The organism is uncultured Methylobacterium sp., from assembly GCF_964242245.1.
In the GTDB taxonomy this organism is placed as follows: domain Bacteria; phylum Pseudomonadota; class Alphaproteobacteria; order Rhizobiales; family Beijerinckiaceae; genus Methylobacterium.
Window position 1 is genome coordinate 1 of the sequence record NZ_CAXTBY010000044.1, and the last position, 21,527, is coordinate 21,527.

The window sequence follows — 21,527 nt, forward strand, 5'->3', positions numbered from 1 at the left end:
CGCGACCGACGATGCACTAACTTCGTACCTGGGCCACCAGATGGGGGCAGGTCAATCTAGTAAGTCGCAAAAATCCGGGCCACGCCTTCCGGTTCCCGCGTCACCGTCAGGGCCAGCGCCAGCAGGATGCGGGCCTTCTGCGGCGTGAGGTTGTCGGCGCTGAGGATGCCGCGGCTCTTCAGGCGGGTGGTGAGCGGCACCACGCCGCTTCCGGCCCGCGTCGACTGCACCACCACGAGGCCGGCGGCGGCGGCCTCCGCGAGCGCGTCGGCCTCCATCGGCGGCGTCATGCCGGGGGCGAGCCCCGCCGAGACGAGGCCCACGGCGCCGGCCGCCCGGAACGCCCGGACCGCCGTGCCGTCGGCGTCGGCGTAGGCGTAGGACACGTCGACCCGCGGCAGCGCCGACAGCGCGCGGATGTCGAACGGCGTGCCCGGTGCGTGGCCGCGTTCCGAGCGCCGGTAGTACTGCACCGCCGCACCGTCGACGTGGCCGAGCACCCCGAAATCCGGCGTCCGGAAGGTCTGGAGCCGGGCCACCGAGGTCTTGGTCACCTCGCGGGCCGCCTGGATCTCGTCGTTGAGGACGACGAGGACGCCGCGGCCGCGGGAGTGCGGCGAGGCCGCGGTGCGGATCGCGGCGACGAGGTTGAGCCCGGCATCGCTCGACAGGGCGCTGATCGGTCGCTGCGCGCCGACGAGCACCACCGGGATCGCGACGGTCAGCGTCAGGCTGAGGGCGTAGGCCGTCTCCTCCAGGGTGGCGGTGCCGTGCCCGATGACGATGCCGGCGAGATCCGGGTGCTCGGCGACGAGCCGCGCGCACAATCCGACGAGGTCGCGCCACTCGGCAAACCCGATCGCCGGACTCGCCACCGCGCGAAATGCGACCGGCACCATCTCGGCCACCGCGCGCACCTCCGGGACGGCGTCCAGGATCGCGGCGGCCTCCAGGCGCGCGTCGGTGGCGGTGTAGTCGAGGAGATCGAGGGCATCGCGCCCGACCGACGCGATCGTCCCGCCCGTACCGATGAACGCGACCTTGGGTCTTGCCGTCATGCAATGTCTCCTGCCCCGCGCCCCGGCCGCTCGCCGGACCCGTGAACGCGGCGGTCCATTGCCTTTGCCTCACAGGCCCGCGAACGAACAGGCTTCGCGACGCGGGGCTTCGCTCAGGTTTCAAAGTCGAAGAGCAGCGCGGACGGGTTCGCGCGCGTGCTGCTCGATCCTCCCTGCGCGTAGCCGCCGCCGCTCTGCGACGCCTTGAGCTGCTGGATGAAGCTCGCGAGGAGATCGTCGGAAGACGAGGTCGATCCGCCGGTCGAGCCGGTGCCCGACGGACTCGACGCGTCGTCAGCAGCGTCGCTCGGCGGGGCGGCGGGGGGCCCGCCGCGGCCATACCCGCCGATCCTGGTCCCGCCGCCCTCCCCGTCACCCTGCGCGAACAGCGACTTCAGGGTCGCGGCCTGATCGCTTGTGAGCGTACCGCCGGTGACCTGATCGGCGATCAGCCCGTCGATCCGGTCCTTGGCCCCCGACGGGTCGAGGCGCGCTTCGGTGCTCGTGCCCGAGGCGGTCGAGCCGCCGGAGGCGCCGTCTGCCTGGAGGCTTGCATCGATCGCCTCGACGGCGGTGGTCAGCGCGGTGGCGTCGGTGGCGGTGATGGCGCCGGATGAGACCTCATCACCGATCGCGGAAGCGAGCCGATTTTTCTCGGAGGGGTGCGGCGGCCGCTGGCTCGGGTAGGGCTGGGGTGGCGGGGTGCCGGAGATCGAACGCATCGTGCCGCCCGTTTCGCGAAGGGACCGGGACCGCCGGGAAGCGGGACCGTGTGCAAATTGCCCACCTCGCGCTTAAGGAAGCGTTCTCGATCATCCCTCCAGGGTCATGCTCTGCCGGGTCTGGCGTCATGCAGAGCGCGACCGTTCCGGCGCTGGGCGATCGATGCCGATCGGGCTCGCAGGGCACGGGGACGCGCCCTTCCTGAACGTGGGGGGCACGCGCGGCCTCGAACGGGCGAATCAGCGGGCGGCGCCGAGGCGCGGCAGCGGCGGGGGCGCCGCGACGGGTGCGGAGACCGGGGCCGGGGAACGCCCGGCGGCGAGCGCGTGGCCGTAGAGGCCGCGGTGCTGGGGATGCGGGCAGAGGCGGTCGGTCAGGCCGATCACCGTCTCGGCGGCGCCCAGCAGGATCGCGCCGTCGGGTGCGAGGCGCTCGGCCAAGCGCCCGAGGATGTCGGCCTTGGTCGGCGCATCGAAGTAGATCAGCACGTTGCGGCAGTAGATCACGTCGAAGCAGCCGAGGCTCTCGAACCCGCTGAGCAGGTTGATCGGGCGGTAGTCGACCATCGCTCGGAGCGAGGCCGCGATCTGCCACTGCTCGCCGACCTGGGAGAAGTACTTCAGCAGCCACTGGACGGGCAGGCCGCGCTGGACCTCGAAGTGGCTGTAGAGCCCGAGCTTGGCCTTCTCGATCACCTCCGTGGAGAGGTCGGTGGCGACGATCTCCACCTGCCAGCCGGCGAGCCGGGCCGCCGCCTCCTGCAGGAGGATCGCGAGCGAGTAGGGCTCCTGACCGGTGGAGGAGGCCGCGCACCAGATCCGCAGGCGGCGCTGGCTCGCGCGGCGAACGAGCGCCTGCGGCAGCAGCACGTCGCGGAACAGGTCGAAGGGCGTGCGGTCGCGGAAGAAGAAGGTCTCGTTGGTTGTCATCGCTTCGACCACCGCCCGCTCGATCGCGGGGTCGCGGGCGAGCTTGAGGGTGCCGACGAGGTCGTGGAGCGTGGCGAGCCCGAATCGGCGGCAGACCGGGTTCAGGCGGCTCTCCACCAGGTAGCGCTTCTCGGGCGTGAGCGCGAGGCCGGAACGCTGCTTGAGGTAGGCGCGCAGGTAGTCGAACTCTTGCTCGGTCATGCGACCTGTCCGGTGATCAGGCTGCGGAGCGCCGGTCCGATCTCGGACAGCGGCAGCACCCCGTGCGCGAGGCCCGCCTTGGCGACGCTGCCGGGCATGCCCCAGACGGTGCTCGTCGCCTCGTCCTGAGCGAGCATCGCGCCGCCGGCCTCGACGAGCGCCCGCGCGCCGTGTGTGCCGTCCGAGCCCATCCCGGTGAGCACCACCGAGACGGTGGCGGCGCCGAACAGGGCGGCTGCATCCTTGAACAGGACATCGACCGCCGGGCGGCAGAAGTTCACGGGCGCCCCGTCGTCCAGGCGGATCACCGGATCGCGGCCCTGCCCCCCCGACAGGCCCATGTGGCGCCCGCCCGGCGCCACGTAGATCCGGCCGGGCTCCAGGCGCTCGTCGGCCTTTCCTTCCGCCGCGGGCAGGCCGGTGCGGGTGGCGAGGTGCTCGGCGAAGACCGCGGTGAAGATCGGCGGCATGTGCTGGACGATGAGAACGGGCACCCGGCGGAGCGCCGCGGCGCCGATCTTCTCCAGCATCTCGCCCACCGCCTTCGGGCCGCCCGTGGACGCTCCGACCAGGAGCACGCGGGGCGCGGTGGCGGCCCTGGCCTTCGGGCGCAGGCTGAACGATGTCGGCGCTCGGACGGGGACCGGCGCCGGGCCCTGTGCCGGCGGCACGGGTCCGGGCACGGCCGGCGCGGCAGCCGGGCCGCGGCGGCGGGCGCGGGCGGCACCGAACAGGCGCACCCGCTCCACGAGTTCGGTCCGGAAGGCGTCGGAGGTCGTGACCCCGCGGTTGCTCTCGGGCTTGGCGAGGTAGTCGACGGCGCCGAGCGCGAGGCACTTCAGGGAGATGTCGGCGTTGCGCGTGGTCAGCGTCGACATCATCACGACCTGGAGGGACGGGCTGGCGGCCAGCATCCGCGGCAGCGCCTCGGTTCCGTCGAGCTCCGGCATGTCGATGTCGAGGAGCACGACGTCCGGATCGTGCCGGGCCATCATCTCGATGGCGATGCGGCCGTTCGCGGCGGTGCCGACCACCGTGAAGCCGGCCTCGGTGATCCAGCGGGCGACGAGGCCGCGCACCACCGCGGAATCGTCCGCGATGAGGACCCTGATCGGAGCCGGCGCGCTCGCCCACGCCCTCGGCGCCGCGTTCGGGGTGGCTGCCAGCATGGATGTTGCGCCTCGATGAGGAATGGCTGACGGCGGGTCCGGTGCCGGGTCCGACGGAGGGATCGGGCGGAGCGCCCGGATCAGGCGGCGTCGGCCTGGACGATGCCGACCTGCTCGAGCTTGGCTCTTAGGATGTCGCGATCGAAGGGCTTCATGATGTACTCGTCGGCGCCGGCCCGGAGCGCCCGGGCGATGGCCCCGACGTCGTTCTCCGTGGTGCAGAACAGGATCTTGGGTCCTGCCCCCTCCGGCCTCTGCCGCAGCGCCTGGAGAAAACTGTACCCGTCCATGTTCGGCATGTTCCAGTCGAGCAGGATCATGTCCGGCATCGCCTCGGCGCAGCGCAGGAGCGCGTCGCTTCCGTCCTCGGCCTCGACGACCGCGAATCCGAGCGTCTCGATGATCCGGCGGGCCACCTTCCGGATGACCGCGGAATCGTCGACCACGAGGCAGGTTTTGATGTCGTCTCCGAAGCTCTTCACCACGTCTCTCTCCGTCACGAGTTCAGGCTGCGGTGGCGCCGGCGCGCTCGGATCCGAAGACCAGCAGTGCGTCCACGTCGAGGATGACGAGCAGGCGTCCGTCGAGGCGGTGCACGCCCAGCGCGAGGTCGCGCCAGCGGGCGTCGAGGTTGATCGGCACCGGCTCGTGGGTCGCGAGCCCGAGCTTCAGCACCTCGCCCACGCCGTCGACCACCAGGGCGAAGGTCTCGCCGCCCTGCTCCAGGCCGATGGCCATGCGGGGGGCGCCGTCCGCCGCGGGCAGGCCGAGCCTGCGGCGCAGGCAGATCGCGGTGACCACGCGTCCGCGCAGGTTCAGGAGTCCGACGATCTCGGGCGACGCGAGCGGCACGGGCGTGACGCCGGCCGGGATGAACACGTCGTGCACCCGGTTGATCGCCAGCCCGAACATGGTCTCGCCCACGAAGACGGTGACGAAGTCCTCGTGCGCGCCGGCCTCCGCGCCGTTGCTGTTGGCAGCCTGCATGATGGTGTCTCCGAGAGCGCCGCGGCGCCCTCAACCGGGGTGGGTACGGTGCGCGCCGCGCCGGCGCGGTCCCGTCGGAAGGGTCATCGCGGCCGGTGCGTCGGCCGCGCGGCGGTCAGGCCGCGTGGGCAAGCGTCGGGACGTCGAGTTCGGCCAGGGCCGCGACGAGGCCGCTGCGGTCGAACTTCGCCACGAGGTCGCTCATGGCGAGCGCCCGCGCCTTGGCGACGGCCTCGGCGCCGACCGTGGCCGTCAGGCCGACGACGGGGAGCGCGCCCAGGCGCCGGTCCGCGGCCCGCATCGCGGCCACGAGGTCGAAGCCGCTGCGGCCCGGCATCTCCAGGTCGGTGACCACCACGTCGATGCGCGCGTCCGCCTGCAGGGCGGCCATCGCCTCGTCGGCGCCCGACGCCGTGACGACGCGGTAGCCGGCGGCCTTCAGCACGGGGCTCAGCATGTCGCGGAAGAAGGCCGAGTCGTCCACCAGCAGCAGGGTCGAGGCTTGCCGTCCGGACTTCTTCGCCCCCCGCGCCCAGTCGTCGTAGGCCAGCGGCAGGAAGTGGGCGATGTTGATGATGTCGGTGGCGCGTCCCCGCAGGACCGCCGAGCCGACGAGGTCCGAGCGCTCGGCCGCGATCTCGATGTCGAGGCGCTCCTCGACGATGTCGACGATCTCGTCGACCACGAGGCCCATCGCGCGCTCGCCGTCGGAGAACACCACCAGCGCCTGCGTGCCCGCGCTCCGGATCGTGATGGCGTCATCGGCCGGCACCAGCGGCATCAGGCGTCCGCGGTACTGGATCAGCGGGCGACCGCCGAGCCACTCGACCTTGCTCGCGTCGATCTCCTCCAGCCGCGTGACGAGGGATAGCGGCACCGCCTTGAAGCTGCCGCCCCCGCCCTTGAACACGAGGAGGGTGGTCTTCGCCTCGGCGGCATCCGCGGCCTCCGCCTCCGCCTCGACCGGCCCGCCGCCCTGCGCGCCCTGGCTGACCTGCCGGGCGACGCCGTTCGGATCGACGATCAGCACCACGGCGCCGTCGCCGAGGATGGTGTTGCCGGCAAACAGCGGAATGTGGCGGAGCTTGGAGGACATCGGCTTCACGACGATCTCCTCCGTGTGGAAGACCTCGTCGACGAGGATGCCGAAGCGCTGGCGCCCGACCTGGGCCACCACCACGAAGCCGCTCTCGTCCTCGGTCGCGTCAGCAGGGCCCTGGCCGAGCAGCCCGGTCAGCGTGACGATCGGCAGCAGCCGCTCGCGCAGGCGCAGCACCGGCGCGCCGTTGATGCGCTCGATCCGCTGGGGCGCGGCGGCGTCCACCCGCACCAGCTCCAGCACCGCGAGCTGCGGCACCGCGAACCGGCTCGCGCCGGCCCGCACGATCAGGGCGGCGACGATGGCCAGCGTCAGCGGGATCTTGATGGTGAAGGTGGTGCCGACGCCCTTCTGCGTCGCGATGTCGATGACGCCGCCGATGGTCTCGATGTTGGTCTTGACGACATCCATGCCGACGCCGCGGCCCGACACCGAGGTGACGGCCGCCGCCGTCGAGAAGCCGGCGTCGAAGATGAACTTCGCCACCTGCGCATCGGTCATCTTCTCCACCTCGGCGGCGGCCGCGATCCCGCGCTCGACCGCCTTCCTGCGGATGGCGACGAGGTCGAGGCCCTTGCCGTCGTCGGCGATCTCGATCGTGATCGTGCCGCCCTCGTGATAGGCCGAGAGCCGGATCGAGCCGCGGGCGGGCTTGCCCGCCGCGATCCGCTGCGCCGTCGACTCCAGCCCGTGGTCGGCGGAGTTGCGGACCATGTGGGTCAGCGGGTCCTTGATGACCTCCAGCACCTGCCGGTCGAGCTCGGTCTCGGCGCCGAGCATCACGAGGTCGATCTGCTTGCCGAGTTCGCCCGAGAGGTCGCGCACCACCCGCGGCAGCTTCTGCCACGCGTTGCCGATCGGCTGCATGCGCGTCTTCATCACGCCTTCCTGCAGCTCGGCGGTGACGTGGGAGAGGCGCTGCAGCGGCACCTTGTAGCTCGAGTCCTCGTGCTTGCGGGCGATCTCCAGGAGCTGGTTGCGGGTCAGCACCAGCTCGGACACCATCGTCATCAGGTGCTCGAGAGTGTCGACGTTGACGCGGATCGTCTGCATCTTCGCGGGGCCGGCCTCCGCGGTCTCGGCGGGCGCCTCGGCGGGGGTCTTCACGGCAGGAGGCTTGTCCGTCGGAGGCTTGGCGGCAGGAGGCTCGGCGGCGACCGGCCTCGCGTCGACGGGCGCGGTCGCCGGAGCCGGCTCGGGCGCCCAGGCCGGCGCGTCCTCGGGCCCGGGGGCGGCGAGGAAGGCCGCCTCCAGGTCGTCGAGGGTGACCTCGCCGGGCTTGGGTTCGCGCATCACCGGATCGGGCAGCTTGGCCGCGGCCGCGGGCTCCGGCGTCTCGAGCGACATCCGTTCCAGCGCCTCGATCAGGTCGGCGTCGCCGCCCGCGGGCTCGGTGCCTGCGGCTTCGAGATCGGCCAGGATCGCCTTGAGGCGGTCGAGGGTCGCGAGGATCAGGCTGACCGCGGGAGCCGTCACGGGCAGTCCGTCGCGGAACCGGCCCATCAGGGTCTCGGCGGCGTGCGCCAGCGCTTCGAGGCGCGGCAGGCCGAGGAAGCCGCAGGTGCCCTTGATGGTGTGCACCAGCCGGAAGATGTTCCGCAGGATGGTCTCGTTGTTCGGGTCCTGCTCGAAGCGAACCAGCTCGGTGTCGACGGTGTCGAGGTGCTCGCCGCTCTCGGTCAGGAACTCGCGCAGAAGGTCGTCCATCAGCGGTACTCGGATCACGCCTGCACGCACGTCCGTGCAGAACCGAGAGTCACCGAGATCGGTTAGGGAACCGTTTCGCCGGGGCAATTTTCATAGAGCCGGGCCGGGCCGGCAGGCCGCTACAGCGACTTCCCGTCGTGCCAGACGCAGTTCGAGGCGAGGATGCCAAGATTGACGTCCGACTTCTGCGGCTGCGGCAGGGTCTTGCCGTCCATGGCCAGATCGATCTTGATCTCGACTTGACCCTTCGACTCGTTCGAGCGCCGGGAGAAGTAGCAGTACTGCTGGTAGGGCTGGTCGGCGTTGTCCTTGAAGTTCCAGCCGGTCACGATCTGCCCGTCGAGGTAGGGCACCTGCTTGAACACCGTGAAGGTGGTGTTGACGAGAGCCTTCGAGGCCGGCGTCGCGTCGGCGCCGAGCTGGGCCTTCGTCGGCGTCGGCGTGCCGGCGGCCTTGGGCAGCCCGCCCTCGAGCTTGAGCACGTTGTCGGTGAGCGTGACCTCGCCCTTGGTCTTGAGCGTCACGTCCGAGAGCGCGGCCTGCATCGCGGCGGCGATCTTCTCGGCGGCCGTGTCGAACTGGTTCATGGTCGCCCAGCCGTAGGCGGCAGCCCCGATGCCGACGCCGGCGAGCGCCGTGAAGATGCCCGCGCCGGCCGCCCGGAACAGGAAGGCGCGGGCGAAGACGATGCGGGATTCCGCCCGCAGCCGCCCGTTGACCTGCTGCGCCAGGGCGATGTTCTCGGGGGACCCCTGCGCGACGTAGCTCATGCCCCCGCTCCCGCGCTGGCCGCCGGGGCGTTCGCCGCCGGGCGGTTGATCGGGATCACCGCCCCCGAGGCGGCCTCGCGGCCGGGCCGCGGCAGGATCGGCTCGAGGTTCTGCTTCAGGGCCTCGGTGATCGATTCCAGCATGTAGGGCGTGGCTTCCGCGTTCACGGCGGCCCCGAGGTCGTCCTCGTCCATGAAGGTCCTGCGCACCGAGACCGCGCAGAGCGCCAGGATGGTCGAGGCGAAGGCCGCGCACAGGGCGGGAAGGAACACGAAGATGCGCAGGAAAGCGTGGACCTGCTGTTCCGTCACATCGATCGGGTCGACGCCGTAGACCATCGCCGTGAAGGAGTGAAGCTGCGAGCGGTTGACCGCGTTGCGGTAGGCCTGCTCGGTGTCGGCGACCCTGCGGTCGGCCGCGCCGCGGTCGAGCTGCGCTCGGGCCTTGCGCGCCTCCTCCAGGTCCTTGGTGACGGCGGCCCGGTCGGTGCCGGCCTTGGCCACGCTCGCCGCCATCGTCGCGGTGCGCGGATCGGTGAAGCATTTCAGGTACTGGTAGCGGTTGCCCCGGCTGTTGGTGCCGAACACCTTCTCGCAGCGCTGGGCCGGCAGGCCGGCGAGCTGCGCGGCGTTGTCGGCGGCGCGCTTCTCGATCTGATCGAGTTCGGTCGTGTACTGCGTCACGCGGGCATCGGCCGCCGCGATGCGGTTGTCGATGCTGGCGCGGTCGGCCTGGGCGTCCTTCAGCGCCGTCTTCGTGCGGGCCGCCTCCATCAGGCGGGGATGGAACATCATCTCGCCGAGCTGCGACACCGACTTGGTGGTCACTCCCGCCGCGAAGACGATGCCGAGAACCGCGAGCCCGCGCACGACGTAGGAGCGCTGCGTCCGGGCCAGGATGCCGAGCGGCACGCGGCAGAGCTCCACCGCCGCGTAGACGAGGGGCGCCAGCAGCATGAAGTAGAAGGCGTGGTTGTCGCCGTCGCTGTAGACGGCCGCGAACAGCCACGCACCCCACAGCGAGGCGCCGATCACCATGAACTCGACGAGGTAGGCGATGGCGACGTAGCCCCACTTGATCCGGTAGCCCTTCTCGACGTGGCGCTCGTGCGCCCACCTGTCGGACTCGATGACCCAGGCGCGGCGCTCGCGCTGAACCTCCCGGCTCGGTGGCATCTTTCGCATGGGGCTCTCGAAGCTCGTGCTTACGCGACGACGGAGTGAGCGTAACCTTCCGTTAACCGGTCGGCGTAAGCGCGCATTGTGCCGAATTTGGGCCATGGCGGGGCCGCCCGCCGGAAGTGCGGCCGGGGTGGCGCAAATGTCTCACCCGGCACGGGCGCGGCGTGACGTGCAGCACCTCTCCTCGCCCTCCGACGGCGATTCCGATTGCCCCTGCGACGCCCACGACCCATGATCGCGCCGACCTTCCGCACGTTGCGCAGCCACGGGGTTCGAACCGACCGACGATGCCAGACGTCCACGCCGGCTCCTACAAGGAAGCGATCCTGTTCCTGGTCACCGCGGGCGTCGTGGTTCCGCTGTTCCACCGCCTGCGCATCAGCCCGGTGCTCGGCTTCATCGGGGCCGGTGCCCTGCTGGGGCCCTTCGGGCTCGGCCGGTTCTCGGACGAGGTCCGCTGGCTGTCGCTCTTCACCATCGGCAACCGCACCGAGATCGCGCACTTGGCCGAGTTCGGCGTGATCTTCCTGATGTTCATGATCGGGGTCGAGCTGTCCTGGGAGCGGCTGCGGACGCTCCGGCGCCTCGTGTTCGGCCTCGGCTCGATCCAGGTGGTCTGCTCCGCCCTGGTGATCGGGGCGATCCTGTTCGCGCTGAAGGTGCCGCTGGCCGGCGCGGTCATCGTCGGCATCGCGCTGGCCCTGTCCTCCACCGCGGTGGTGCTGCCGGTGCTGGCCGAGCAGCGGCGGCTCAACACGCCGGCGGGGCGCGCGAGCTTCGCGGTGCTGCTCTTCCAGGACCTCGCGGTGGCGCCGGTCCTGTTCGCCATCGCGGTGTCCGGCCGCAGCGACGGGGCGAACATGGGCGGCGCGCTGGCGCTGGCGCTGGCCCAGGCCGCGATCGCCCTGGTGGTGATCGTGGTGGCCGGACGCTTGGCGCTGCGACCGCTGTTCCACCTCGTCGCGCGCACCAAGTCGACCGAGCTGTTCATGGCGGCCTGCCTGCTCGTCATCGTCGCGACCGCGCTGACGGCGGCGGCCTCCGGCCTGTCGATGACGCTCGGGGCGTTCGTGGCCGGCCTGCTGCTCGCCGAGACCGAGTACCGCCGGGCGATCGAGGCGACCATCGACCCGTTCAAGGGTCTGCTGCTCGGGGTGTTCTTCGTCTCGGTCGGCATGAACCTCGACCCGGCGCAGCTGCTCGCCGCGCCGGGCGCGATCCTGGGGCTGTCCTTCGGGTTGCTGCTCATCAAGGCGGCGATCGTGGTGATGGCGGCGCCCGCGCTCCGCATCCCGCGGGCCGTCGCCGTGGAGACGGCGCTGCTGCTGGGGCCGGGCGGCGAATTCGCCTTCGTGCTGATCGGAGGGGCGCTGGCCACCGGCCTCGTGCCGGAGGGGGTGGGCGGCGCGGCCCTGATCGTCACCACCGTGACCATGATCATGATCCCGGGGCTCGCCGCGCTCGGCCGCCGGGTCGGCAAGCGGGCGTCCAAGGGGCAGCTCGGGCGGGCGCGGGCCGAGCCGCCGCCGGACCGGATGCAGGACCGGGTGATCATCGCCGGCTACGGCCGCGTCGGCAGGCAGGTCGGCGAGATGCTGGCCCGCCACAAGATCCCCTACCTCGCCCTCGATGCCGACGCCGCCCGCGTCGCCGAGCAGCGGCGGCTGGGCAACCCGGTCTACTTCGGCGATTCCGCCAACACCGAACTGCTGCGCCGCTGCGACATCGCGACGGCGCGCGCCCTCGTCGTCACCCTGGACAACCCGCGCGCCGTCGAGGCCGTGGTCGAGGCGGCACGCGCCGAGCGGCCCGACCTCACCATCGTGGCGCGCGCCCGGGACGCCAAGCACGCCTCCGCGCTGTACGAGCTCGGCGTCGACGACGCCGTGCCGGAGACGATCGAGGCCTCGCTCCAGCTCTCCGAGGCGGTGCTGGTCGATGTCGGCGTGCCGATGGGCCTCGTGATCGCCTCGATCCACGAGCGCCGGGACGAGTACCGCGCGATGCTCAAGCGCCGGGAGACGGACACGCGGCCGGTCTTCCGGGCCCGGCGCACGGTCGGCAAGGCGACGGAGGCCCCGCGCGAGGTGCCGGCCAAGGATGAGCCGGCGACGCTCGGCCAACGCGCCTGATCACGCCGACGGCGGGATGGCCGGCTCACCGTCCCACCGCCTCGGCCGCGTCGGACGGCATCGCTCGCGCGGTGCGAACCCGTCCGCGAAGCTGCAGCGGTAGACGATCTCGTCCGGGGGACCGAGGCCCATCGCGAGCGGCACCGTCACCGTGTCGCCGGAGAAGCGCCAGCCGCGGGGGCCCTTGTCCCAGTAGAGCCAGACCGTTCCCGGGTGGCCCTTCAGCATGAAGACCGCGGCCTTGCGCGAGAGCGCCTGGACGGTACGCGGCAGGTACATGCCCTTGTCCCGATACGCCGTCCGAGCGGCCTCGGGCTGTCGATCCATGAAGGTGTTGCGCACGACCTGAATCGTCGCGCCCGGCTTGCCCAGAAACCGTTTGAACTCGGGCAGATCACGTAGGACGACTGCCATCGCAGACCCCCCGGCTCCGGACGCATTACAATCGATACGTCCGCCTGGACTCAACTACCTTCGAGGTGATGAAGTCCCATGACTGTTTGATTGTTCGTGCGAGCCCGGACGCGCAGGATATCAACAGGAATCGAGGCTTGTACCCAGGAATCTCGGCTTTTCGGGCAGGCGGCGCCTCGATCGGCCTCGCCCTCCCGGCGCTTGACCATCGGCGTGGCCTGAGCACGTTATCCCGCCATGCTGCTCCAGTTCTTCACCGCCCTCCGCGAGGCCGGGGTTCCCGTCTCGCTCCGGGAGTACCTCGTTCTGCTCGGCGCGCTAGAGCGGGATCTGGCCGACAAGCGCGTGGAGGCCTTCTACTTCCTCGCCCGCACCGCCCTGGTGAAGGACGAGGGCAACCTCGACCGCTTCGACCGGGTGTTCGGAACCGTGTTCAAGGGGCTGGAGACGGTGGGCGATGCGGTGGCGCCCACGGACATCCCCGAGGAATGGCTGCGCAAGCTCGCCGAGAAATACCTGACCGATGCCGAGAAGGCCGAGATGAAGGCGCTCGGCTGGGACAAGCTGTTCGAGACCTTGAAGCAGCGCCTCGCCGAGCAGAAGGGGCGCCACCAGGGCGGCTCCAAGTGGATCGGGACGGGCGGAACCTCGCCCTTCGGCGCCTACGGCTACAACCCGGAGGGCGTGCGCATCGGCCAGGACGGCAACCGCAACTTCCGCGCGGTGAAGGTCTGGGACAAGCGCGAGTTCCGGGACCTCGACGACACGGTGGAGCTCGGCACCCGCACCATGCGGCTGGCGCTGCGCCGCCTGCGCCGCTTCGCCCGCACGGGCGCGGCCGAGGAACTCGACCTCGACGGCACCATCCGCGAGAGCGCCCGGCGGGGCTACCTCGACGTGAAGCTCAGGCCCGAACGCCGCAACGCCGTGAAGGTGCTGCTGTTCCTCGACGTCGGCGGCTCGATGGACTGGCACGTGGAGCAGGTCGAGGTGCTGTTCTCGGCCGCGCGCTCGGAGTTCAAGCACGTCTCGCACTTCTACTTCCACAACTGCCCCTACGAGGCGGTGTGGACGGAAAACCATCGCCGCCACGAGGCGTCCACGCCGCTCGCCGACGTGATCCGGACCTACCCGTCGGACTACCGGGTGGTGTTCGTGGGCGATGCCGCGATGAGCCCCTACGAGATCGCCGCGCCCGGCGGCTCGGTGGAGCACTGGAACGCGGAGCCGGGCGCGGCCTGGCTGCAGCGGGTGCTCGGCCACTTCCCGAAGGCGGTGTGGCTCAACCCCGTGGCCGCCGCGAACTGGGGCTACACGCCGTCGATCGGGATGATGCAGCGGCTGTTTGCCGGCCGGATGTTCCCGCTGACGCTGGAAGGGCTCGACGGGGCAATGCGGGCGCTGCTGCGCTGAGATCCGATCGCACTCATCCCTGGCGGGCGGGCGTCGTCACGGTGAGGCCGTCGAACTCGGGCTTGATCCGGATCTGGCAGGAGAGCCGCGAGGTCGCCCGCACGTCGGAGGCGAAGTCGAGCATGTCCTGCTCCATGTCCTCGGCCGGCCCCACCGCGGCACCCCAGTCGTCGGCAACGTAGACGTGGCAGGTGGCGCAGGCGCAGGCGCCGCCGCATTCCGCGTCGATGCCCGGCACGTTGTTGCGGAGCGCCGTCTCCATCACGGTGGCGCCGACGCTGCCCTCGACGGTCCGCGCCGTTCCGGCATGGTCGACGTAGGTGATCTTGGGCATCCGTGACTCCGGGCTCTTGGTGCGGGCATCTGTCCGGCGAGCGCCGCGCCTGCTTGGCGGGGCGGACGGCCGATTGCAAGCGCCGGTGACCCTGCCGCCGATGGAACCGGCGCGCGCTCCAGGCTACGCGGCAGCGCGCGCACCGTTCCCGGAGGCCGCGCCGCACTCCACTTTTGCCGCAGATCGTTGCGGCTTCCCGCCGTCCTGACGGAACGCGCCCATCGATAGTACGGAGCGCGGTGCGGCCGGCACCCCGGGGACGATCGAGGCCCGTCAGGCAGGGCCGGCGATCTCCGCCAGCACCGCGTCGATCGCAGGGCGGAGCGCATCCAGCGCCGCCCCTCCCTCCCCTGCCTCGTGCAGCGAGACCTCGCACCGCGCGCAGAGCGCCCAGACCGCCTGCGCCCCGACCGAGGCGGCCGAGCCCTTCAGGGTGTGGGCGAGGTCGGCGCGGTCCTGCGCCGGCAAGGTCCCGTCCGACAGGCCCGGCAGGATTCGGCGGCACTGATCCGCGAACAGGCCGAGGAGTTCGCGGGCCAACGCGCGGTCCCCGCCGGTCTGCGCGTCGAGATGCGCGCGGTCGATGGTCCCCATGTTCGGGCCTCCTTCAGGTTCGCACCGGCGCTGTCCACAGGCGCGACGACGCCCCGTCGCCACGGGTTAATCCTTGCCGCATCATGCGATAGGCGGTCGGCCGACGGTCCGGGCAGGCCTTGGTAACCATTCCGTTAAGGTTTTTCGGAGCACGCCCGCCCCTCGGGTATCCGGGGGGCACGGCGAGGTCTAAACTTCCTTGGTAAACGGGTAGTTGTGTCTCCGCGTCCGGCTGGCGTCCGGGCGTTGAGGGACGGCGCGTAACGAGGCGTTGCATGGCCACGGACAAGAAGCTGAAGGACCCGGCCGAGGCGGCGCTCTCCGCGATCGAGCAGGCGCTGAGCCTCGACGTCCTGACGCCCGAGGCCGGCGAGCGCACCGAGCCGCGCCTGCCCGATGTCGGCGACAACGATCCGCTCCTCGACCCGGCCGGACGGCTGACCCCGCCGCGCCTCGATCTCGACCCGCCCCTGGCCTCCGACCTGCCGCCGCCCGGCCGCGAGCGCCCGCACCGGGAGGGCGGCCTGCTGCCGCCCGACCGGTCGCTGGTCGCCAACGACGACCGGCGCAACATCGGCATCCTTCAGCAGACCCTGCGCGTGCGACCCGGTCGCACGCCCTACGTGCTGGCGGCGCTCGCGGCGATCCTCTGGGTCGCGGGCCTCGCGCTCCTGGCCTGGAACCAGTCCGGCGGCGACCTGAAGGGCTTTCTCACCGGTCTCACCCCGCTCCAGGCGACGGTGGGGGCCGCGGCGCTCGCCGGCCCGGTCGTGCTGTTCCTGATCACCGGCATGCTGGCGGTGCGCGCCCAGGAGATGCGGCTGGTGGCCCGTGCCGTCGGCGAGGTCGCGATCCGGCTGGCCGAGCCCGAGAACTTCTCCACCGACGCGGTGCTGACCATGTCGCAGACCGTCCGCCGCGAGGTCGCCGCGGTGGGCGACGGCGTCGAGCGGGCGCTGGCGCGGGCGGGCGAGCTGGAGACGCTGGTGCGCGGCGAGATCGCGACCCTGGAGCGGGCCTATTCCGACAACGAGATCCGCATCCGGTCGCTGGTCGACGAACTGGTCGCGCAGCGGGAATCGATCGTGGCCAACGCCGAGCGGGTGCGCGGCGCGATCACCGGCTCGCACCAGAGCCTGACGCAGGAGCTGGAGGGCGCGGCCGACCGGATCGTCACGGCGATGACCGGCGCGGGCGAGCGCGTCACCGGCGCGCTCGACGCGCGGGGCGAGGCCATCACCGCATCGCTGGGCGAGGCGGGCGAGCGGGTCGTCGGCGTGATGTCGGGGCGCGGCGACGCGTTGATCGCGCGGCTGACCGCGACGAGCGACGGCGTCCGCGGCAGCCTCAACGACGTCGGCGAGACGCTGACGCGCGCGTTCGAGACCCGGGCCGTGGACGTGACCCGCGTGTTCGAGAGCACCGGCGGCGCCCTCACCGACAGGCTCGCCGAGAACGCGGCGCAGGTGGCGCGCACCCTGGCGGAGACCGGCGCCGACGTGATCGCGGCGCTGGACCGCCAGGGCGGCACCGTCCGCGAGAGCTTCGAGCGCTCCGCCGACGCCCTGGAGACCACCTTCCTCGCCCGCGGCACCGAGCTGACCGAGCGCTTCAGCCACACCGGCGGCGAGATCACCGCGCGCTTCGCCGAGACCGGCGAGGCGCTGCGCGCCCACTTCGCGGCCACCGGTACGGCCCTCGGCCAGGACATCGCCGGCCGCGGCGCGGCGCTGTCCGCCGAGATCGAGACCGCGGGCAACGGCGTCGCGGAGACGATCGAGGCGCGGGGCCGCGACGCTCAGGCCGGGCTGGCGCTCGCCGCCGCCGGCATCATCGAGACCTTCGCGACGCGCGCGGGCGCCGTGCGCGACGACCTCGTCGGGACCGCCGAGCGCATCGCCGAGACGGTCACCACGGGCGGCGGCGTCGTCGCCGACCGCATCGGCATCATCGCGGACCGCCTGCACGAGACCATCACGGTCCACGGCGACGGCCTGGAGACCCGCCTGGATGCAGCCGGCGCGCGGGCCGGCAACCTCGTGGCGCTGCGCGTGAAGGAGGCGGCCGCCACCCTCGATTCCGCTTATGCAACCCTCGGTGGAACCTTCGAGGCGGGTGCGGTCGGAGCGATCGACCGGCTGCACGGCGCCGTGACGAGCCTGAGCGCCGAGGTCGCTGCCCGCACGGCGGACGCCGTCGACAGCATCCGCCGGTCCGCCGAGGAGGCCGCCGCCGCCGTCGGCGCGAGCGGCGCGGAGGCCGCGCAGGCCATGCGCCGCTCGGCCGCGGGCGCCACCGGCGAACTGGAGGCCCGCACCGTCGAGGCGGTGCAGATCTTCGAGCGCCGCCTCGGCGCCACCGCCGCGGACCTCGCCGCCCGCGCCAGTGAGGCCGCCGAGGCGATCCACCGCGCCGCGACGGCGGCCAACGGTGCGACCGCCGAGCAGACGGCCGGGATGGCCGCCCGCGTCGCCGCGTCGATGGACGCCCTGCGCAGCGCATCCGGCGAGGTGACCGGTGCGGTCGAAGCGCACATGAGCGGGCTGCTCGACCGGATCCGCGCGGCCTCGCAGGAGACCGGGGGCGAGATCGGCAGCCGGGCCGAGGCGGCGATCGTCGCCCTGCGCGGCGCGATGGCCGCGCTCAACCGGGAGTTCTCCGAGCGCACCGACGAGACCACCGGCGCGCTCGCCCGCGCCGCCGCGGAGATCGGCGGGGAACTCGCCGACCGGATGCGCGCGATCGAGACCGCCTTCGGCACCCACGGCCGCGGCGTCACCGACCTGCTCGCCACCCACGCCGAGGAGACCCACGCCCGGATCGCCGGAACCGGGCGCGACATCGTGCTCGCCGTCGCGACGCAGGGGGCACGCGTCGCCGACGCCCTGCACCAGACCGGCGCGAGCTTCGGCGAGACCGCCGACGGGCGGGTCAAGGCGATCGACGAGACCCTGGGCAGCCGGCTCGCCACCCTCCAGGAGATCATCGCCCGCGGCGACATCCTCGCCGACCGGATCTCCCGCGATACCGGCGCCTTCGGGGAGACCGTCGGCGCGCGGCTCGCGGAGGCGGACCGGATCATCAACGTCCAGGGCCACGCCGTCGCCGAGACCATCGCGCAGCGCACCCGCGCCGCGCAGGACGCGGTGGAGACCCATCTCGGCGCCCTTGAGGAGCGCGCGACCAAGCGCTCGGCCGAGATCGGCGAGACCTTCACCGCCCTCGTCGGCCACATCGACGGGCACCTCGGCGCCCGCGCCACCGCGCTGAACGAGGCCCTGATCGGCCGCACCGGCGAGATGGCCCGGATCATGGCCGAGGGCGGGCGCGACCTCGTCCAGGCGCTCGACAGCCGGGCCGAGGGCATGGCGCAGGACATCGCGGCGCGCTCAGGCGCCCTCGGCGACATCCTCGCCCAGCGCAGCGGCGAGATCGGCGCGCGCATCGAGCGCCAGACCGCGGAGATCGCCCGCCGCCTCGACGAGGGCGCCGGACGCTTCGACACCGGCGTGCTCGGCCGCCTGGAGGCGATCGGTGCGGCGCTTGAGGAGCGCAGCCGCCTCATCGACGAGCGCTTCGGCGCGCAGGCCTTCGAGGCGATCCGCCTGATCGAGACCCGCACCCGCGCCGTCGACGAGGAGCTGGGCAGCCGCACCCGCGCGCTGGTGGAGACCATCGAGGCGCGCACCGGCGGCATCGACGCGGCCCTCTCCGGCCGCGTCCGGGAGCTGATCGCGCTCATCGAGGAGCGCGCCGGCAGCGCCGACGCGACGCTCGCGGCCCAGACCGAGGCCGTCCGGCAGGCCTTCGCCGAGCGCTCGGACCTCCTCGGCCACCTCATCGACGAGCGCACGGCCGCGATGTCGACGGAGCTCGACGAGAAGGGCCGCATGGTGTTCGGCGCCATCGGCGGCCGCATCACCGAACTCGCCCGGCTGTTCGACCGCGGCGGCACCTCGCTCGGCGAACTGATCGACCGGCGCGGCGAGAGCGTTCTGGCCAAGCTCCAGCAGACCATCGCCGATGCCGAGCGCATGCTGGGCGACGGCGAGGGCCGCCTCGGGCGGACGCTCGCCTCCCGCACCTCCGACATCAGCGGCCTGCTCGACGAGGGCGTGCGCACGGTCCACGACCTCCTCGACGACCGCACCAACCAGATCCGCGTGCTGCTCGACGACCACGCCACCACCCTGTCGTCGAGCCTCGACGGCCGCATGGGCCCGCTGCACGACGCCCTCGACAGCCGCGGCCGCCAACTCGTCGACACGATCGAGGCAACGCTCGGGACTGCGACCGGCGCCCTCGACGCCCGGACCCAGTCGCTGAGCGGCCTGTTCGACGAGCGCCTGCGCGCCTTGGAGAGCCTCGTCGACGGCCGCGGCGCGCAGTTCGCGCAGACGGTGGAATCCCGCACGCAGATGCTCCGCGCCCTGTTCGAGCAGGCGCACGCCGCCCTCGACGCCGCGGTCGAAGGCCGGGGCGACCACCTCGCCGAGACGATCGATGCCCGCGTCCATGCCCTGCGCACCGTGTTCGACGAGGGTCCGGCGGCGCTGGCCCGGCTGGTCGACGAGCGCGAGCGGCACCTCACCCAGGTCCTGGACACCCGCACGGAGAGCCTGCGCACCGCGTTCGCGGAGTCGCACGCCGCCCTCGACGGCCTCGTCGAGGCGCGCGGCCGGCAGCTTGCCGAGACGGTGGATGCCCGCGTTCACGCCCTGCGCACCCTGTTCGACGCGGCGCCCGAGGCGCTGACCGGGGCCGTGGAGGCGCGCGGACGGCAATTCACCGAGGCGGTCGACGCCCGCGCACAGGCCTTGCGCGCCCTGTTCGACGAGACCGGGACGGCGCTCGGCGCGCTGGTCGAGGACCGCAGCCGCCTGTTCGCCGGGACGATCGAGGCCCGCACGCAGGCGCTGCGCGCCCTCTTCGACGAGGCGGGCGGCACCATCGCGGGTCTGCTCGATCACCGCACGACCGCGCTGACCGACGAGGTCGAGGGCCGCATCCGGGCCCTCGCCGAGGCGTTCGACGGGCGCACCGCCGCGCTTGCCGACCTCGTCCAGGCCCGCACCGACGCCTTCGCGCAGGTCGTCGAGGCGCAAGGGACGGCCCTGACGCGGGCGGTCGACGGCCGCAGCGAGGCCTTCACCGCGCGCATCGACAACCGGATGAAGACCTTCGCCAACCTGGTGGCGATGCGCGGCGACGCGCTGGCCACCGCCTTCGACGATCGCCACGACGCCTTCGCCAGCCTCGTCGACGAGCGGATGGCCTCCCTGGTCGCCGCCCTCGACGAGCGCGCCCACGGCCACGCGGCCCTCGCCGACGCCCACACCGCGGCGCTCGGTGCGACCCTCGACGAGCGCAACGCCGCGATCGCCGCGCTGCTCGACGAGCGCGCTGCGGCGATGTCCGACGGCTTCGACCGCCGCGCGACCGCGCTCGGCGCTCTGGTCGATTCCCGCGGCGAGGCCCTAGCCCGGCGGCTCGCCCAGGGCGCGGAGACGCTCGTGCGCGCCATCGAGGAGCGCGGCGGCGCCCTGATCGAGGGCGTCGACGTCAGCGGGCGCGCGGTGTCTGGGGCGATGGAAGGTCACGTCGCGCGCCTGCACGCCGTCATCGACGGGCCGGTGCTCCAGCTCTCCGACGCGCTGGCCGAGCGCGGGCAGGCGATCGAGCGGGCACTGGCCGAGACCGGCCAGCCGCTGATCGAGGCGTTGCGCGTGCGCAGCGACGCGCTCGCGGCCCAGTCCCGCGACTCCGCGGAGGCCCTGCGCGCGGCCGTCGACGACGGCGCGGCGCGCGCGATCGCCGGGCTGTCCGAGACCAACGACCGGCTGCGGCGCGACCTCGGCGGCGTGCTCGCGCGCATCGAGGAGGCGAATGCCGCCCTGAAGGACCTCCTGGCGGGTACGGGCGCCAACCTCGGCGCCATCGAGGAGGGACTGGCCGGCCGGGTCCACCAGATCCAGGACGCGCTGCGGGAGATCGCCGCGCAGACGGGGCAGGCGAGCGCGGGCGTCTCGTCCCAGGTCGAGGCGCTCCGGACCGTGGCGGAGGGCGCCGTGCGCGAGGCCGCCGGCCTCGCCGAGGCGCTGGACGGGCGCGGACGGGCGCTGGCCGAGCAGTCCCGCAGCAGCGTCGCCGAACTCGATCGGGCCGCGGGTGCGCTGGAGGGCATCGAGGGGCGCCTCGCCGCGAGCCTGTCGAGCCGCGAAGGCGCCGTCGAGGCCGCACTCGCCGGGCTGCAGGAGCGCTCGACTGCCCTCGAGAGCCAGACCGCGTCCTTCGCCTCGGGGATCGAGGCGACCCTGCGCGCCGCGGAAGAGCGGGCCCGCACGGTCGGCGAGGACCTGTCGCGGTCGGCGCAGGCTGCCGGTGCCGGGGTCACGAACGCCTTCGAGGGCCTGCGCACCGACGCCGATGCCGAGGGCGCGCGGACCGCGGAGGCCGTGCGCGCGGCGATCACCGCCGCATCGGCCGAGATGCGCGCCGTGTTCGAGGAGGCGCAGGGACGCTTCGGCGAATCGGTGGCCGGCATGCGCGAGATGGCGGGCACGATCCGCACCGAACTCGACGCCACGCGTGCCGACCTCGCCCGGGGCGTGCTGGAGATTCCCCGGGAGACGCAGGACGCTACCAGCGAGATGCGCCGCGTGGTCTCGGATCAGATCAAGGCCCTGAACGAGCTCTCCGCCCTGGTCGCCCGCTCCCCCCGCGCGGTGGACGTGGTTCAGCCTCAGGCGGCCGGACGCTCGGCCCAGGTCCAGGTTGCGCGCGCTGCCGTCCCGACCCCCACGCTGACCCCCACGC

The 21,527-nt window shown here is 72.6% G+C and carries 15 protein-coding genes; 3 read left to right on the plus strand and 12 right to left on the minus strand.

All coding sequences use genetic code 11. The features are described 5' to 3' along the window. Window positions 1-56: 56 nt before the first annotated feature. The 9 genes from ACFE8Y_RS11490 to ACFE8Y_RS11530 all read right to left on the minus strand — a co-directional run bounded on the left by ACFE8Y_RS11490 (window position 57) and on the right by ACFE8Y_RS11530 (window position 9,827). A complete protein-coding gene (locus tag ACFE8Y_RS11490; RefSeq protein WP_375464517.1) occupies window positions 57-1,058 on the minus strand; it encodes an asparaginase in 1,002 nt (333 codons plus the stop codon). 113 nt (window positions 1,059-1,171) lie between these two features. Then, window positions 1,172-1,780 carry a hypothetical protein gene (locus ACFE8Y_RS11495; RefSeq protein ID WP_375464518.1) on the minus strand — a complete coding sequence of 203 codons (609 nt, stop codon included), beginning with the start codon at window positions 1,778-1,780 and terminating at the stop codon, window positions 1,172-1,174. A 240-nt stretch (window positions 1,781-2,020) separates the two neighbouring features. Further along, entirely contained in the window at window positions 2,021-2,911 is an 891-nt protein-coding gene (locus ACFE8Y_RS11500; protein WP_375464519.1) for a CheR family methyltransferase, read from the minus strand. Then, window positions 2,908-4,080, minus strand: coding sequence for a chemotaxis response regulator protein-glutamate methylesterase (locus ACFE8Y_RS11505; RefSeq protein WP_375464520.1), 1,173 nt, complete (start codon window positions 4,078-4,080; stop codon window positions 2,908-2,910). The genes ACFE8Y_RS11500 and ACFE8Y_RS11505 overlap by 4 nt, the downstream gene beginning before the upstream one ends. A gap of 80 nt (window positions 4,081-4,160) precedes the next feature. Continuing rightward, on the minus strand, window positions 4,161-4,541 hold the full coding sequence (locus ACFE8Y_RS11510) for a response regulator (RefSeq protein ID WP_375464536.1): 381 nt from the start codon (window positions 4,539-4,541) through the stop codon (window positions 4,161-4,163). Between the two features lie 43 nt (window positions 4,542-4,584). After that, window positions 4,585-5,067: a chemotaxis protein CheW gene (locus tag ACFE8Y_RS11515; protein ID WP_375464521.1), complete on the minus strand. Its 483-nt coding sequence runs from the start codon at window positions 5,065-5,067 to the stop codon at window positions 4,585-4,587. A 115-nt stretch (window positions 5,068-5,182) separates the two neighbouring features. Continuing rightward, complete coding sequence (locus tag ACFE8Y_RS11520; RefSeq protein WP_375464522.1) at window positions 5,183-7,873, minus strand: chemotaxis protein CheW; 2,691 nt, start codon at window positions 7,871-7,873, stop codon at window positions 5,183-5,185. Window positions 7,874-7,992: 119 nt separating this feature from the next. Continuing rightward, window positions 7,993-8,643, minus strand: a complete 651-nt coding sequence (locus ACFE8Y_RS11525; protein WP_375464523.1) for a hypothetical protein — start codon at window positions 8,641-8,643, stop codon at window positions 7,993-7,995. After that, window positions 8,640-9,827 (minus strand): ATPase, encoded by a 1,188-nt coding sequence (locus tag ACFE8Y_RS11530; protein ID WP_375464524.1) that lies wholly within the window; start codon window positions 9,825-9,827, stop codon window positions 8,640-8,642. The genes ACFE8Y_RS11525 and ACFE8Y_RS11530 overlap by 4 nt, the downstream gene beginning before the upstream one ends. Window positions 9,828-10,111: 284 nt before the next feature. On the opposite strand from ACFE8Y_RS11530, the gene ACFE8Y_RS11535 reads away from it, so the two are divergent. Next, window positions 10,112-11,956, plus strand: coding sequence for a cation:proton antiporter (locus ACFE8Y_RS11535; RefSeq protein WP_375464525.1), 1,845 nt, complete (start codon window positions 10,112-10,114; stop codon window positions 11,954-11,956). Here the strand turns inward: ACFE8Y_RS11535 and ACFE8Y_RS11540 are convergent, their stop codons facing one another. Beyond that, complete coding sequence (locus ACFE8Y_RS11540; RefSeq protein ID WP_375464526.1) at window positions 11,957-12,370, minus strand: hypothetical protein; 414 nt, start codon at window positions 12,368-12,370, stop codon at window positions 11,957-11,959. A gap of 237 nt (window positions 12,371-12,607) precedes the next feature. Between ACFE8Y_RS11540 and ACFE8Y_RS11545 the strand changes: the two genes are divergently transcribed. Continuing rightward, window positions 12,608-13,783 carry a VWA domain-containing protein gene (locus tag ACFE8Y_RS11545; RefSeq protein ID WP_375464527.1) on the plus strand — a complete coding sequence of 392 codons (1,176 nt, stop codon included), beginning with the start codon at window positions 12,608-12,610 and terminating at the stop codon, window positions 13,781-13,783. A gap of 13 nt (window positions 13,784-13,796) precedes the next feature. Here ACFE8Y_RS11545 and ACFE8Y_RS11550 read toward each other — a convergent pair whose 3' ends face one another. Together ACFE8Y_RS11550 and ACFE8Y_RS11555 are read right to left on the minus strand one after the other, a co-directional pair. Beyond that, window positions 13,797-14,117, minus strand: coding sequence for a 2Fe-2S iron-sulfur cluster-binding protein (locus ACFE8Y_RS11550; RefSeq protein ID WP_375464528.1), 321 nt, complete (start codon window positions 14,115-14,117; stop codon window positions 13,797-13,799). Window positions 14,118-14,390: 273 nt separating this feature from the next. Further along, window positions 14,391-14,711 carry an Hpt domain-containing protein gene (locus ACFE8Y_RS11555; RefSeq protein WP_375464529.1) on the minus strand — a complete coding sequence of 107 codons (321 nt, stop codon included), beginning with the start codon at window positions 14,709-14,711 and terminating at the stop codon, window positions 14,391-14,393. A gap of 275 nt (window positions 14,712-14,986) precedes the next feature. Between ACFE8Y_RS11555 and ACFE8Y_RS11560 the strand changes: the two genes are divergently transcribed. Then, on the plus strand, window positions 14,987-21,527 hold a 6,541-nt coding region (locus tag ACFE8Y_RS11560; protein ID WP_375464530.1), incomplete at its 3' end, for a hypothetical protein.

Excerpts from the sequence above, each read along its gene's own strand:
- ACFE8Y_RS11495 (WP_375464518.1), bottom strand. The coding sequence starts at position 1,780 with ATGCGTTCGATCTCCGGCACCCCGCCACCCCAGCCCTACCCGAGCCAG.
- ACFE8Y_RS11520 (WP_375464522.1), bottom strand. The coding sequence starts at position 7,873 with ATGGACGACCTTCTGCGCGAGTTCCTGACCGAGAGCGGCGAGCACCTC.
- ACFE8Y_RS11505 (WP_375464520.1), bottom strand. The coding sequence starts at position 4,080 with ATGCTGGCAGCCACCCCGAACGCGGCGCCGAGGGCGTGGGCGAGCGCG.
- ACFE8Y_RS11500 (WP_375464519.1), bottom strand. The coding sequence starts at position 2,911 with ATGACCGAGCAAGAGTTCGACTACCTGCGCGCCTACCTCAAGCAGCGT.
- ACFE8Y_RS11530 (WP_375464524.1), bottom strand. The coding sequence starts at position 9,827 with ATGCGAAAGATGCCACCGAGCCGGGAGGTTCAGCGCGAGCGCCGCGCC.
- ACFE8Y_RS11525 (WP_375464523.1), bottom strand. The coding sequence starts at position 8,643 with ATGAGCTACGTCGCGCAGGGGTCCCCCGAGAACATCGCCCTGGCGCAG.
- ACFE8Y_RS11490 (WP_375464517.1), bottom strand. The coding sequence starts at position 1,058 with ATGACGGCAAGACCCAAGGTCGCGTTCATCGGTACGGGCGGGACGATC.
- ACFE8Y_RS11545 (WP_375464527.1), top strand. The coding sequence starts at position 12,608 with ATGCTGCTCCAGTTCTTCACCGCCCTCCGCGAGGCCGGGGTTCCCGTC.
- ACFE8Y_RS11540 (WP_375464526.1), bottom strand. The coding sequence starts at position 12,370 with ATGGCAGTCGTCCTACGTGATCTGCCCGAGTTCAAACGGTTTCTGGGC.
- ACFE8Y_RS11550 (WP_375464528.1), bottom strand. The coding sequence starts at position 14,117 with ATGCCCAAGATCACCTACGTCGACCATGCCGGAACGGCGCGGACCGTC.
- ACFE8Y_RS11555 (WP_375464529.1), bottom strand. The coding sequence starts at position 14,711 with ATGGGGACCATCGACCGCGCGCATCTCGACGCGCAGACCGGCGGGGAC.
- ACFE8Y_RS11515 (WP_375464521.1), bottom strand. The coding sequence starts at position 5,067 with ATGCAGGCTGCCAACAGCAACGGCGCGGAGGCCGGCGCGCACGAGGAC.
- ACFE8Y_RS11535 (WP_375464525.1), top strand. The coding sequence starts at position 10,112 with ATGCCAGACGTCCACGCCGGCTCCTACAAGGAAGCGATCCTGTTCCTG.